Genomic DNA, 14,590 nt, shown 5'->3' with positions numbered 1-14,590 from the left:
TTATATATTTAAAAGGAGAACCTAATGAAACATATACTGGTTGTTGACGATGAACCGTCAATTGTTACACTATTAACCTTTAACCTTGAAAAAGAGGGTTATCAGGTTACTTCAGCAGAAGATGGTTTGATTGGTTATGAACTAGCTTTAGCAGAAAACTATGACTTTATCATTTTAGATGTCATGCTGCCTTCAATGGATGGTTTAGAAATTGCAAAGAAATTACGACAAGAAAAAATTGACACGCCAATACTAATGCTGACAGCTAAAGATGAGGCAATTGATCGAATTTTAGGGTTAGAGATTGGTGCAGATGATTACTTAACCAAACCTTTTTCTCCAAGAGAAGTTTTGGCCCGGATGAAAGCTATTTTCCGTCGGATCGAGCCTAGACGGGAAAAAGAAGATACTACTCACGAATATTTAACTGCCGGTGAAATTCAAGCTGATTTAAGCAATTATCAAGTCACCGTTCGTGGCGAAAAAATTGAATTAACTCCTAAAGAATTTGAGCTGTTGGTATATTTTATGAAGCGTAAAAATCGAGTCATTGACCGAGATACTTTGTTAGATCGCATCTGGCAGTATGATTTTTCTGGTCAAAGTCGAATTGTTGATGTACACGTCTCACATTTACGGGAAAAAATCGAAGCCGATCCAAAACATCCGCAATATCTACAAACTGTTCGTGGCTTTGGATATAAATTTCAGGTACCGGAACAATGAAACGCAGACAACTAGACTATGTTGTTTTATTACTCATCATTGGGCTATTATTTTTTGGCAGCTGGCGTTTAGCAAATCGATTTTATACCAATCAATTAATTAGCCAACAGGAACAAACGCTAGAAGAAAATGGTCGCGTTTTATCTACTCAACTGGATTTAAATAATTTAACTGATGAAAAAAATCAGCAAACCATTGATCAATTTTCACAAGAAACAGAAGAAAGAATTACTTTATTGGATGCTGATGCAAAAATTATCTATGATACTTTTGATCACAGTCTACACGACAGTCGGAGTAATCGGCCTGAAATAAAGTCTGCCATTGATGGTAATAGTGTCGGCTCTGCTGTCCGCTATAGTGTTACTTTAAAAGAAAATTTGCTCTATACTGCTCAGCCGATAAATCAACAAAATCAAATGGTGGGGATTATTCGAATTGCGAAACCAACAGCTGTTTTCGAAGAGCAAACGCAAAATTTCCGTCGCTCCATTTTCTTTGTCTTTTTACTTTTTTATTTAGTCATCTATAGCATTATTTTTTATTTAATCTATCAACGTAATCGACCTATCCAAGCGGTCCTACCCGTATTAAAGCGAATGGTCGAGCAACCTGATAAAAGCAATTATGTCATGCAAAACTCTTCTCAGTGGCAGGAATTATATCTGACCATCAATGAATTAGGGGAACAAATTAATCAGACATATGCTGCCTATACTTCAACTGAGGAACAATTTACTACCTTGTTTCATGAGTTAATGATTGGGGTTTTCATGATTGATACTGAAGGAAAAATCGTTATGATGAATCCAACGATGGAAGAGATGTTACAAGTTGCTGGTGCGGAAAATCATTTCTATTGGGATGTTTTTAAAGACAATAAAATGATTCAATTAATTCAGCAAACACTTGTCGAAAAAAAACAGATTTATGAAGAAATTACTTTACAAGAACCCTCGCAACTTAGCTTAGAAGTGCGTATGCGTTATTTAGAAAATTTAGTCAATGGTGATCAGATTATGGCTACTGTTTATGACCTAACCCATGTCCGTAATTTAGAAAAAATTCAACGGGATTTTGTGGGTAATGTCTCCCATGAATTGAAAACGCCAGTGACTTCACTAATTGGTTTTACAGAAACCCTATTAGATGGCGCAAAAGAGGATCCTGAACTAACCACTCAATTTCTGGAAATTATCGAAAAAGATGCCAAACGTTTGCAACATTTAATTACTGATATCATCGAACTTTCTAAAGACAGCACCCATTTATCTGATCAGTGGCAAACGATTGATTTAGATTTATTTTTACAACAGCAAGTCGATTTGTATAATCATCTATTAAAACAAAAAAATATTTCAGTATCCATCGATAAAAAAGGCCCAGCACTTTTCCAAACACAATTAACTTTCTTCCAGCCAATTGTCAAAAATTTACTGGAAAATGCGATTCAATATTCTTCACAAGATAGTCAAATTATCATAAGTTATGATAATGCCAATGACCCTTTAATTTTGAAAATTCAAGATCAAGGCGTCGGTATCAGTCAAGCGGATCAAGAACGTATTTTTGAAAGATTTTATCGAGTCGATAAAGACCGTAGTCGCCATTCTGGCGGTACTGGTTTAGGGTTAGCTATCGTAAAAGAATATAGTGAAATCCTTGGCGGCACCGTCAACATTGACAGCCATCCTCAACTAGGCTCAACTTTTATTGTAACTCTACCAAAACATTAAAAAAGGACTGTTAGATTTTTTCTAACAGTCCTTTTTCATATTATTGATTTGTTACATTACCCTCTGCATCACGTTCCACTTTCATTTCTGTGATTGGCAGATAACCTAATTTTTTGACTGGTCCATTTTGGATTTCATCAGTTGTCATATAATCCATGAAATCTTTCAATGCGCCTTTAGGTTCACCATTAGTATACATATGCTCATATGACCAAATTTTCCAGTCGTTTGTTTCAATATTTTTAGCATTAGCAGTGATACCATCAACTTTCAACGCTTGTAAACTATCATCTAAATAAGAAAGTGCTAGGTAGCTGATTGCCCCAGGTGTATCGCCAACAATTTTTTTCACAGTTCCTGAAGAATCCTGTTCTTGTGCCTTGATTGGCTCTTGTCCATCTAAAGCAAATTCTTCAAAAGTTGCCCGTGTACCACTTCCAGAAGCGCGATTAATCACGTTAATTTCTTGATCTTTTCCACCAAGTTCTGACCAATTAGTAATTTTACCCGTAAAGATATCAATTAATTCTTGTTTCGACACGTCTTCAACGCCTACATCTTTATTTACTACTGGAGCAAATCCTACAACAGCAACTTTATGATCGACTAATTTGCTAGCATCGACACCTTCACCGGCTTCAGCAAAAATATCTGAATTACCTATCTCAACAGCACCGCTATTAATTTGACTTAAACCAGTCCCACTTCCGCCACCTTGGACCGAAATTTGAACATTCGGATGTTCTGCTACGTAACTTTCTTGAGCAGCATCAACTAATGGTTGTAAAGCTGTTGATCCAACTGCAGTAATTTTAGCTGCCTCATCACCACCACTGCTATCCTGACTAGAATCATTACTACTTCCACAACCTGCTAATACAAGTCCTGATACAAATAACGTTAAAAATAATTTCTTCATCATTAATCTCCTTAACATTTCGACTGTCTTCGTCTTATTTGAAAAAGTCGTTTCTTTATTACAAAAACAACTTTAACAAAGCTTTGTAAATGAAGAATTGTTTTAAGGTAAAGCTCTCGTAAAGATATGTAAATTTTTAGTAAAGACAAAATAAAAGTCATTTTCCTAGTTTTGACGTACAATATTTTCGAGGTGAGGAAAATGCTTATCATTTATTATTTTATCGACGATACTGTTACTAAAAAAGCTTATCAAAATGCAGCGGATTTCATTGGTGCGCAATTAAAAGAAGTCCCCGATTTAGAAGATTACTATCGAATTGATAAAGTGATTTTAGCCGACCAAGAATTAACGCTGAAAAATAAAACTATCGGTGGCTTGTTCGATCATTTGAATAAATAAAAAATAAGGTTGCGACATCTAAATCGCAACCTTATTTCTTATTTCCCTAAATATTCAGTTAGTCGTTTTACCGCTTCTTCTAAATCTTCCATCGATGCAGCATAACTCAAACGGACATATCCTTCTCCTTCAGGACCAAAAGCACTTCCTGGGATTAACGCCAGTTTATTTTTCTTTGCTAAATCCAAACAGAAATCCATGGCATTCAACTGGATATCAGCAGGTATTTTTGCAAATAAATAAAATGCCCCTGATGGACGAGCCACATCAAATCCTAAATCCGTCATAGCTTGATACAAATAATCTCTTCTAGCTTTGTATTCTACCCGCATAATTTCACCATCGCGAATACCCTCAATTAAAGCCTCAACTGCAGCCATTTGAGAAATCGTAGATGCTGCTGTAACTAAATATTGATGGACCTTTATAATTTGATCGGTTAATTCTTTCGGTGCACAAATAAATCCGATTCTCCAACCAGTCATTGCATGAGATTTAGACAACCCATTAATAACGATAGTTTGATCGCGCAAGTATTTCCCAAATGAAACATGCTCACCTTCGTAATTCAATTCACTATAAACTTCATCACTTAGCACAAAGACTGAATATTTTTTCAAAGTTTCTGCCAAGACTCGTACTTCTTGATCGTTATAAGCAACCCCAGTTGGATTAGACGGTGATGTCATGATAATCGCTTTTACTTTATCACCATGCTCTGCCATTGCTGCTTCTAATTTTTCTGGCGTCAAAACAAATCCACTATCTCGTGTGTCAATCGCAACTAGCTCAGCGCCAGCCAAAGTAACAATCGGTTCGTAGCCAGGATAAGTTGGCGCCGTAATCAGCACTTTGTCTCCCGGATTCAAAATCGCCAATAAGCTAGCAGAAATTGCTTCTGTGGCACCGACTGTAACTAAGATTTCATTCTCAGGATTGTAATGTAAATCATATTTCTCTTTGAAAAATTGACTAACACCTTCACGAACGTTCACTAAACCAGCCATACCACTATAATGACTGTAATTATTTTCAATCGCATCTTGTCCTGCTTTTTTAACATGCCCTGGTGTATTGAAATCTGGTTCACCTAAAGTCAATTTTAACATCCCAGGAATTTGTGATACTTCCTGATCAAATTGACGAATCAACGATACTTCAATCTTATAAACATTATCATTAAATCTATCCTGTAATTTATTCATAAAAACCCTCCATTTCTAATCATATTATCACAATAAAAAAGATAGTAAAGATTCAATTTCTTTTTTTCAATTCAAATAGAAATAGTTATTAAAATATCGCAAAATTTCCTTATCACTAAGATTCAATGGAAGAAAAATAAAATAACTTTAATTATCTATCATCATTCTTATCTGAAGATTGAATAATGATATTAGTAACTATAAAATAACAATATAATTACTATTAGGAGATAAATATGCTATTTTATAATAAAGTATGGTCGCTTTCTTTTATCTACTTTTTAATTCCCTATTGCCATCTAGCTTTAGCTATTGACTACCAATACCATTCATTGATAGGTATTTTCGCTGCTTTATTTATCGTCTCCATATTAGGATTTTTTGCTGGTAAAACCAATTATGTTTTCCATTTATTACTAGGTAACTTTATCAATCTGATTCTTTCTTACCTAATTATTCTATTAGAAACAAAATTCGTTGTTGCTTATGACAATAGCTTTTTAAATATTTCTGTTTTGTACAGTTTATTCTTAATAGCACAATTAATCAGTTGCTTTTGGGGCAAACTGTTTAGGAGTGAAAAAAAAGGCTTACTAAAGTAGCAAAAATAAATAATTATTCAAAAAAAAAGAGCTTTCCTGTTGCCAGGAAAGCTCTTTGATTATTGTCATAAAAACAATCGCGAATAATTGAATTATTCTGCAGCGTTTGTATCTTTGAGACCGTATTTTTTGTTGAAACGATCGACACGTCCATCTGCTTGTGTGAATTTTTGACGTCCAGTATAAAATGGATGTGAGTCAGAACTTGTTTCAACACGAATAACAGGATAAGTATTGCCATCTTCCCATTCGATTGTTTCTTGTGAAGATTTTGTAGAACCTGACAAGAATTTGAAACCAGTCGTTGAATCCATAAATACAACTGGGTGGTATTCTGGGTGAATTCCTTGTTTCATCTTTTTTTCGCTCCTTTGCCCTGAATCATTTGCTGAATCAGAGTTATTTTTGCATTTTCGCAACAGATATATACTATCATGAAAAATTCAGCAATGCAATTATCTTTTCATATTTTTTCGTGGGGCGCGACTACCAAATGAAACATCTTTGAAAGCTTCAAAAAAGGCTTCATTATTATTGGTTTTACGTAGAAACTGAATAAATTGTTGGGTATATTCCAAAGAATCTCCCACCATATTTTTACGAATTTTCCAAATTTCTTCTAAGTGTTCTGGTGCCATCAGCAACTCTTCTTTTCGGGTACCAGATTTTTTAATATCAATTGCTGGGAAGACGCGACGTTCAGATAATTCACGTGATAATTGTAACTCTAAGTTCCCAGTTCCTTTAAACTCTTCATAGATAACGTCATCCATACGGCTACCTGTATCAACTAAAGCTGTAGCTAAGATTGTTAAACTACCGCCTTCTTCAATGTTTCGTGCCGCGCCAAAGAATTTCTTTGGTTTAAATAAAGCATTAGGATCAATACCGCCGCTCAAAGTCCGGCCACTTGGCGGTACTACTAAATTATAAGCCCGAGCCAAACGGGTAATACTATCCATTAAAATCACGACATCGCGTTTGTCTTCAACTAAGCGCATTGCTCTTTCTAGCACCAATTCAGAGACACGCGTGTGATTACTTGGTTGTTGATCAAATGTTGAATAGACAACGTCACCTTTAATGCTACGTTCTAAATCAGTTACTTCTTCCGGACGTTCATCAATCAATAGCACAATTAATTCAACTTCTGGGTAGTTATCTGTAATACCATTGGCAATTTCTTTTAACATAGAAGTTTTACCAGCTTTCGGTGGTGCAACAATTAATCCTCGTTGACCAAATCCAACTGGTGCAAATATATCAATCATTCGAGTAGATAAACGGCCACCGGTTGTTTCTAGCGTCATATGACGGTTGGGATAAAGCGCGGTTAAGGCTGGAAAATGAGGACGTTCTTTAGCTTCTTCAGGATCCTTACCGTTAACTGATTCTACGTGCATTAATCCGTAATAACGCTCTGATTCTTTTGGTGGACGGGCTTTTCCGGCAACTTTATCGCCATTTCTTAATCCAAAACGACGAATTTGCGAAGAAGAAATATAAATATCTTCCGCACTTGGCCCATAATTAATTGGACGTAAAAAGCCGTAGCCTTCTTGTCCGACAATATCCAAGACACCTTCCATATAAAAGAAGCCTTGCTTTTTAGCTTGGGCACGAATAACTGCCAAAGCCAATTCTTTTTTATTCATTTTATTGTAATACGGAATCTTGAACTGGCGCGCATAACCATAAATATCTTTTAGAGTTTTGTTTTCCAGTTCAGCCATTGTTAAATAGTCGCTCATTTTAAACCTCTTCCTGCACTTCTTCTTCGATCATTTCAATGGTTGCACCAAGATTTGTCAATTTTTCAATAATGTGGTCATAGCCTCTTAAAATATATTCAACATTGTAAATTGTTGTTTTACCTTCTGCCATTAATCCAGCAATTACTAAACAAGCGCCTGCTCTTAGATCAGAAGCTACAACCTCAGCACCATGCAATTTATTCGGGCCATTTAAAATAATTAAATTACCCGCTACTCGAGCGTTAGCACCCATTCTTACCAACTCAGGAATATGATTAATCCGCTTTGAATAAATCGTATCAGTAATTTCGCCTGTTCCATGAGCCTTAAGCAATAATGATGTCAGCGGCTGTTGTAAATCAGTCGCGAATCCTGGATAAGGAGAAGTCGTCACACTAACCATCTTTAAATCATGAGAAGGCAATACTTCAATCGCATCTTCAGAAATATTCATTTTTACGCCAATTTCTTGTAATTTTGCGATAAAACTTTCTAAATGTTCATAAATCACATTGTGGACTGTTATCCCTTCACCCATTGCTGCTGCCATCGATAAGTAAGTCCCCGCTTCGATTCGATCGGGGATAATTGAATGAATCGTGCCATGTAATTCATCTACACCTTCAATTCTAATTTCATCAGTACCCGCACCACGAATTTTTGCGCCCATATTATTTAGTAAGGTCGCTACATCAATAATTTCTGGTTCACGGGCAGCATTTTCGATAATTGTTCGCCCTTTTGCTTTAACAGCTGCCAACATGACATTAATCGTCGCCCCTATGGAAACAACATCCATAAAAATTCGCTCACCATTCAAGCCATCCTCATTAGTACGCAAGTAAATCACACCATGCTCATTGGAAACCTCTGCACCTAAAGATTCAAAGCCTTTAATGTGCAGATCAATCGGACGCGGACCTAAGAAACAACCACCTGGCAAACCAACAACGGCCTCCCCAAATTTTCCTAACAAAGCACCCATGAAATAATAGGATGCTCGTAGTGAATTAATTTTTCCGCTTGGCATTGGAATTGACACCACATTGGTAGGATCAATCACCATTTTATTATTTGAAAAATCAACCTTTGCACCCATAATTTCTAAAATTTCAATCAAAGAATACACATCTTGAATGTCTGGTACACCTTCTAAAGTTACCGGCGAATCCGCCATAATCGCTGCAGGAATCAACGCTACCGCACTATTTTTTGCTCCACTAACAGTAACATCGCCTTTTAATGGTTTCCCACCAATAATTTCTATTTTTTTCATAATTTATATTCACCTATACGTTTTTTATTTTCATCATTTTAAATTACATAAACCAATAACCATTTTATCATAAAATTGATTTTATAAAAAGATAGGCGTAAGAACTTATGAAAAGCACAAAAAAAAACCTCGGATTTCTCCGAGGTTAAATCTGTTTTAATTAAGCTTTACCAGCTGAACCAAACCAGTCAATGTGTTCTTCAGCATCTTTGATGATTGCTTCCACACCTGGTGCTAATAATTTACGAGGGTCAAATCCTTTACCTTCTTGATCTTTACCAGCTTCGATGTAAGCACGTGTTGCTTTAGCGAAAGATAATTGGAATTCAGTATTTACGTTTACTTTAGAAACACCCATAGAGATTGCTTTTTCGATTTGTTCTTGAGGAATACCAGAACCACCGTGTAATACTAGAGGTACATCATTACCTACAGCATTTGCAATTTCTTGTAAGTGATCAAACGCTAAACCTTTCCAGTTTTCAGGATATACACCATGGATATTACCGATACCACAAGCTAAGTAGTCGATACCAGTGCCAACCATTTGTACACATTCGTTTACGTCAGCTAATTCACCAGCACCGATAATGCCGTCTTCTTCGCCGCCGATTGAACCAACTTCACATTCAACTGATACACCTTTTGCATGTGCTTTTTCTACAACGTCTTTAGCTAATTTCAAGTTTTCTTCGAATGGTAAATGAGAACCATCAAACATAACTGAAGTATAGCCAACTTCGATACATTCTAAAGCAGCTTCGTATGAACCATGGTCTAAGTGAATTGCTACGGGAACTGTGATACCCATAGAATCTACTAAGTCAGTAATTAAATCTACACATAATTTGTAGCCGCCCATATATTTAGCAGCACCCATTGATGTTTGGATTAAAACTGGCGCTTTTTTAGCTTCTGCAGCTCGTAAAATCGCTTGTGTCCATTCCAAGTTGTTTGTGTTAAATCCTCCGACAGCGTAACCGCTTTGGCGTGCTGCATTTAAGAACTCTGCTCCTGATACTACTGGCATAAATAAATTCCTCCTAAGAATTTTCTTTTTGGCTAAGACGAATCTTAACTAACGACCCTATCATATCAAAGTTTTTACAAGTTTGCTACCACAAACCTTTTAGTAAACACTTACATTTTACAAATATTTTTTATTTTATTTTTTTCAGATAAGTGAAAACATATGAATTAAATTGATGGACTAAAAAAAGTTGTTTCCTTCAATCGTGGAACCCGTAATTTATCTATTCCTTGTTGTAAATCAACCAAATTTTTATACGAAGGAATATCCTCCACAACAAAGAGTTTTTCATTGGGAATTTTTTTCAAAGTAAAATTGGCTACGAAAATATCCACTTCAATTGTTTGAGGATCTTTCAAGTAATAGAATGAGTCGGGCTGAACTTTAGTTTCTATTTTTTTGCCAAAAACTGCTTTTAGGTAATTAGCTAATGATTCCGCATGATACCTTCCTAGATCACTAAATACTGCAACTTCAACAACTTTTCTTAAATTATCAAATTGTAAAAAGAAGTCTTTCCAATAAAAAGCGACTACTGTAATCATATGGTCAAAATACATTGAATACCAAGGGCAATCAGTCTTTGCTTCTAAATCTTTTAAGATCTTTTCCATTACTTTACCAAAAAACAAATGATCTTGAGTTAGAATATGGCTGCTATACCAACTGCGATTATAAAAAATATATCTTGGATAAGGATAAATTTTATGACGCATATAAGTCTTTATAAAAGCCGCATTAATTCGCTCACGACTCTCATTATCGATGGTAAAGTCAAAGCTAGTAATTACTTGGTCAACAAAATCATAACCAATTTTTCGCAAACGCAATGATTCCTCAAAGTTATCCCACGCAAATTCCCACCAAAAAACAGTAATGATAAAATCTTCTTTCCATTTTTCAGGGAGTTGATATCCTAAAGGAGCGATAATTTTTTCCATGTCTGGTTTATACTTTTCCATCAAAGCGATTAGTTTTCGATGCCTTGCAGTCATCCTTGGCACTTTGACCATTAAATAATTTTGCTCACTACGTACAATAGTTACAGCAATTGCATAAGCTAAATCAACACGATCTACATCACCGTGCTCCCAATGAAAATCTTGATTCATTTGTTCTACAAAATTATAGACCGCTTTTTGATCAAGCTTAAAGGGCCATTCATGAATGCCATAAGCCTCCCAAAAAAACCTCTTAAAAAAAATTTGGATTTGCCGTTCATTTTTTCCTTCAATTCGATAAGGTGTTTTATTTAAGTCCATCCCTCTTAAATTGAGTACTTTTTGAATCTTTTGTGCTAAACGATATAAAGAAGCGCTACTTAAATGAAACGTTTTTTTCCAGTATTCTGCTGTTCGATTTGGCTGGAAAAATATAGCTTCTAATAATTTAAAGGCGCTAGAATCCTTTAAAATATAGCGATAAATGTCATGGATCGAATGATCTTTCGATTGGACCAATCGATATCCTAATTTTTTTTGATAGTCCATCGTAATATATTCTGACCAATGATCTTCTAAGTAATGTAAATCTGCTATAACTGTCTTCCGAGAAGCATTCGTTGCTACCATTAAATCCTCTATCGTGGACCAACCAGTAGAACTATGTAACGCATATAATAAATAAAATCGCCGGCGCATCGTATTGGATAAAATTGTTTCCATATTGCAAAACTCCTTACCATAATCAATGTAAGCCCTTTATAAAATTATAGCACGCTTCATAATTATTTCCGTCTCCAAAGATTCTTTAAACTTGTTATACTAATTTAATAGAACACTACTTGACCTTCCAGCTACTGGAAAGCTTAGTCTAAAGATGTGGAAAATTTCCGAAGGAGAAAAATAATGTTAACAATCAATCAATTTTCAAAAGCCGCCCAAATTCCGGCAAAAACCTTGCGCTATTACGATGAAATTGGTTTACTAAAGCCTGCTAAAATCGATGCGGTTAACAATTATCGTTACTATTCAGTTCAGCAATTAGCAGATGTCATCACTATTCATTATTTAAAAAAGTATGATAGTAGTCTCGCTGAAATTCAACAGGTTTTAAAAGATGAAAGTTTTTTACCCACTCTTTTAAATCAAAAACAACATGAAATGATTGGTAAAGCAAAACATTATCAAAAGCTTCAAGAGGAAATCGCCACGGATATTACGGCTTTAGCTGAAGGAGGAGATTTTATGCTTTACAAAGATCAGATCAAACTAGTCAACAGTCCGACACAACATTTATTTTCAGTGCGAGAAACAATTAACATCAAGAATTTTGGTCAACTGATGGAGAAACTATTTTCCGAAATGAAAATCGCCGAGATACAACCTATGGGCGCGCCTATGGCGATTTATCATAGTGATGAATATACGCCAGAAAATTATGATTTAGAACTAGCTGTTCCAATCCAAGAAGTAAATAAGTCTACTAGAGAATTACCTGCTTATCAAGCAGCAAAATTAGCCTTTAAAGGTAATTACCAAGAAATGCCAGCAGTTTATGCTTCTTTATCTCAGTGGATTGCTGAAAATAATTATCACCTGATCGATAGTCCTTTTGAATATTATGAAACAGATCCAAGTGAAGCAGCTCCTGATGAAAACGAGGTAATTGTTTATTTCCCAGTTGTTAGAAGCTAAAAAAAGCCACCATGTCGAGTCGGCATGCTGGCTTACTTTTTCTATTTAACTTCTTTATTTGCTAATGCAGCGCCAACAAAGTCTTTAATTAACGGTTGTGGGCGGTTAGGACGTGAAATCAATTCTGGGTGGAATTGACAACCTACAAAGAATTTTTTATTTGGTAATTCAACAATTTCAACTAAGCGATTATCTGGTGAAACACCAGAGAAAATCATCCCCTGATCTTCAAATAATTGACGATAAGCATTGTTAAACTCATAACGATGACGATGACGTTCTTGAATCACATCTTCATTTTGATAAGCATCAGCAGTTACTGTGCCTTTTTTAATTTTACATGGATATAAACCAAGACGTAAAGTACCACCTAGATTTTCTACATTTTCTTGATCAGCCATCAAATCAATAATATTATTTTCTGCATCAGGTTTCGTTTCAGTTGATGCTGCGTCTTCCAAACCTGCTACATTGCGTCCAAATTCAACACACATCATTTGCATGCCAAGACAAATCCCTAAAAATGGTACATCATTTTCGCGAGCATATTTAATGGCTTCGATTTTACCTTCAACACCGCGATCACCAAAACCACCAGGAACCAAAATACCATCTGCATCTTTTAGTTTTTCATGAACATTTTCAGCAGTCACATCTTGGGCTTTGATCCAATCAACTTCAATATCAGAATCAAAGGCAAAACCAGAATGTTTCAATGCTTCAACTACTGATAGATACGCATCTGGTAATTCTACATATTTACCAACTAAAGCAATTCTCGTTGTTTTCTTCAAACTTAAAACTTTTTCTTCAAGTGCTTGCCATTCTGTCATATCAGCTTGTGGCGCATCAATTTTTAAATGATCACAAACGATTTGATCCATTCCTTGTGCTTGTAAAGCTAATGGAATCGAATATAATGTTTCAACATCACGAGACTCAATTACCGCTTCAGGTGCGACATCACAAAATTGCGCTAATTTATTTTTGGTACTTTGAGATACTGGTAATTCTGTTCGAACAACTAAAATATTCGGTTGGATCCCTAATCCACGCAATTCTTTCACGCTATGTTGCGTAGGCTTGGTTTTCATTTCACCAGCCGCTTTTAAATAAGGAATTAAAGTTGTATGAATGTACATCACGTTATCAGAACCCACATCAGCTTTCATTTGACGTAAAGCTTCTAAGAATGGTAGCGATTCGATATCTCCAACAGTTCCCCCGACTTCAGTGATGATCACATCAGAATCAGTCATTTTAGCTGCCCGCATGATTTTAGACTTAATCTCATTAGTAATGTGTGGAATGACTTGAACTGTTGCACCAAGATATTCCCCTTTGCGTTCTTTCCGTAAAACTTCAGAGTAGATTTTTCCAGTTGTCACATTTGAATATTTGTTTAGATTAATATCAATGAAACGCTCATAATGGCCTAAATCCAAGTCAGTTTCAGCACCATCATCTGTAACGAACACTTCACCATGTTGATAAGGACTCATTGTTCCCGGATCGACATTAATATATGGATCGAATTTTTGAATTGTCACTTTTAAGCCACGATTTTTTAGTAAACGACCTAAAGATGCTGCTACAATTCCTTTCCCGATAGAAGAAACAACGCCACCAGTTACAAAAATATACTTTGTCATATAAGAAAAAAACCTCCATTATAATTTTACAGGAAGTGTCTAGAAAATAATAAAAGCTCCCCACCAAAAAATGATAGGGAGCGTAATTTCTAAACCTGACCCTCTTAAAAGGGTGCCCAAGCAGTATAATAACCAGTCTTGCTAAAATTGTCAACTAGGATTTAAAAATTCTTAGTCAAATAGTCGCTCAAAGAAACTCTTTTTCTTGGATTCAGGTAATTCCTTTTTTTCCAAATCAGGATACTTTTCTGCTACATCAATTACTGGTTCATCTACTGCATGATCAGCCACCAATAATAAACCGATTTTATCATCACTTTCTGCTGTTGCCGTACTAACAATAGTAAAATCAATCTTATTGGTACTAGCAAATGTAATATATTTTTGCTGTAGAGTTTCTGGCATTGCTCCATTAATTAATAGTTTTGCATTTGGTTCCTTTTCAATTTCACTTTTCAAAGCAATTGAATAAATTGGATCACGCATTTCTTTGATATTCATGCTCAAATAACAACGTTCACGAAAAGTACCTAAGTATTTTTTTTGCTCATCAGGATTTATTTGTGGCTTGCCATACATTCCTTTATCTAAATGCTGTTGCAATTCATCTTTCGCCATCAAAATCGCTCCTTTAGTTTTGTTGCCAACATTA

The 14,590-nt window shown here is 35.5% G+C and carries 14 protein-coding genes; 5 read left to right on the top strand and 9 right to left on the bottom strand.

Annotated elements, in window-relative coordinates; genetic code table 11:
* The first annotated feature begins 24 nt into the window (after window positions 1–24).
* Both KUA55_RS02755 and KUA55_RS02750 read left to right on the top strand, forming a co-directional pair.
* Complete coding sequence (locus KUA55_RS02755; protein WP_218324639.1) at window positions 25–726, top strand: response regulator transcription factor; 702 nt, start codon at window positions 25–27, stop codon at window positions 724–726.
* Window positions 723–2,462 carry a sensor histidine kinase gene (locus KUA55_RS02750; protein ID WP_218324638.1) on the top strand — a complete coding sequence of 580 codons (1,740 nt, stop codon included), beginning with the start codon at window positions 723–725 and terminating at the stop codon, window positions 2,460–2,462. The genes KUA55_RS02755 and KUA55_RS02750 overlap by 4 nt, the downstream gene beginning before the upstream one ends.
* Before the next feature lie 40 nt (window positions 2,463–2,502).
* On the opposite strand, the gene KUA55_RS02745 is transcribed toward KUA55_RS02750, so the two are convergent.
* Complete coding sequence (locus tag KUA55_RS02745; RefSeq protein ID WP_218324637.1) at window positions 2,503–3,381, bottom strand: phosphate ABC transporter substrate-binding protein PstS family protein; 879 nt, start codon at window positions 3,379–3,381, stop codon at window positions 2,503–2,505.
* A gap of 201 nt (window positions 3,382–3,582) precedes the next feature.
* On the opposite strand from KUA55_RS02745, the gene KUA55_RS02740 reads away from it, so the two are divergent.
* Entirely contained in the window at window positions 3,583–3,783 is a 201-nt protein-coding gene (locus tag KUA55_RS02740; RefSeq protein WP_218324636.1) for a hypothetical protein, read from the top strand.
* Between the two features lie 38 nt (window positions 3,784–3,821).
* Here KUA55_RS02740 and KUA55_RS02735 read toward each other — a convergent pair whose 3' ends face one another.
* Complete coding sequence (locus tag KUA55_RS02735; RefSeq protein ID WP_218324635.1) at window positions 3,822–4,988, bottom strand: pyridoxal phosphate-dependent aminotransferase; 1,167 nt, start codon at window positions 4,986–4,988, stop codon at window positions 3,822–3,824.
* Window positions 4,989–5,224: 236 nt separating this feature from the next.
* Here KUA55_RS02735 and KUA55_RS02730 point away from each other — a divergent pair, with 236 nt between their 5' ends.
* Window positions 5,225–5,590: a hypothetical protein gene (locus tag KUA55_RS02730; RefSeq protein ID WP_218324634.1), complete on the top strand. Its 366-nt coding sequence runs from the start codon at window positions 5,225–5,227 to the stop codon at window positions 5,588–5,590.
* Between the two features lie 92 nt (window positions 5,591–5,682).
* On the opposite strand, the gene KUA55_RS02725 is transcribed toward KUA55_RS02730, so the two are convergent.
* The 5 genes from KUA55_RS02725 to KUA55_RS02705 all read right to left on the bottom strand — a co-directional run bounded on the left by KUA55_RS02725 (window position 5,683) and on the right by KUA55_RS02705 (window position 11,314).
* Entirely contained in the window at window positions 5,683–5,946 is a 264-nt protein-coding gene (locus KUA55_RS02725) for a type B 50S ribosomal protein L31 (RefSeq protein ID WP_218324633.1), read from the bottom strand.
* A 99-nt stretch (window positions 5,947–6,045) separates the two neighbouring features.
* Complete coding sequence (gene rho, locus KUA55_RS02720) at window positions 6,046–7,341, bottom strand: transcription termination factor Rho (RefSeq protein ID WP_218324632.1); 1,296 nt, start codon at window positions 7,339–7,341, stop codon at window positions 6,046–6,048.
* A 1-nt stretch (window position 7,342) separates the two neighbouring features.
* Window positions 7,343–8,620 carry a UDP-N-acetylglucosamine 1-carboxyvinyltransferase gene (locus KUA55_RS02715; RefSeq protein ID WP_218324631.1) on the bottom strand — a complete coding sequence of 426 codons (1,278 nt, stop codon included), beginning with the start codon at window positions 8,618–8,620 and terminating at the stop codon, window positions 7,343–7,345.
* Between the two features lie 160 nt (window positions 8,621–8,780).
* Window positions 8,781–9,650, bottom strand: coding sequence for a class II fructose-bisphosphate aldolase (locus tag KUA55_RS02710; RefSeq protein ID WP_218324630.1), 870 nt, complete (start codon window positions 9,648–9,650; stop codon window positions 8,781–8,783).
* A gap of 167 nt (window positions 9,651–9,817) precedes the next feature.
* Window positions 9,818–11,314, bottom strand: coding sequence for an AcpB/EbpR/MafR family transcriptional regulator (locus KUA55_RS02705; protein WP_218324629.1), 1,497 nt, complete (start codon window positions 11,312–11,314; stop codon window positions 9,818–9,820).
* Window positions 11,315–11,497: 183 nt separating this feature from the next.
* On the opposite strand from KUA55_RS02705, the gene KUA55_RS02700 reads away from it, so the two are divergent.
* Window positions 11,498–12,286, top strand: coding sequence for a MerR family transcriptional regulator (locus KUA55_RS02700; RefSeq protein ID WP_218324628.1), 789 nt, complete (start codon window positions 11,498–11,500; stop codon window positions 12,284–12,286).
* Between the two features lie 41 nt (window positions 12,287–12,327).
* Here the strand turns inward: KUA55_RS02700 and pyrG are convergent, their stop codons facing one another.
* Both pyrG and KUA55_RS02690 read right to left on the bottom strand, forming a co-directional pair.
* Entirely contained in the window at window positions 12,328–13,938 is a 1,611-nt protein-coding gene (gene pyrG, locus KUA55_RS02695; RefSeq protein WP_218324627.1) for a CTP synthase, read from the bottom strand.
* A 171-nt stretch (window positions 13,939–14,109) separates the two neighbouring features.
* Window positions 14,110–14,556 (bottom strand): YueI family protein, encoded by a 447-nt coding sequence (locus tag KUA55_RS02690; RefSeq protein WP_218324626.1) that lies wholly within the window; start codon window positions 14,554–14,556, stop codon window positions 14,110–14,112.
* Window positions 14,557–14,590: the final 34 nt, after the last annotated feature.

It is taken from the genome of Enterococcus alishanensis, from assembly GCF_019218635.1.
GTDB classification, from domain to species: Bacteria; Bacillota; Bacilli; order Lactobacillales; family Enterococcaceae; genus Enterococcus_A; species Enterococcus_A alishanensis.
This window is presented reverse-complemented; position numbering and strand designations above follow the sequence as displayed.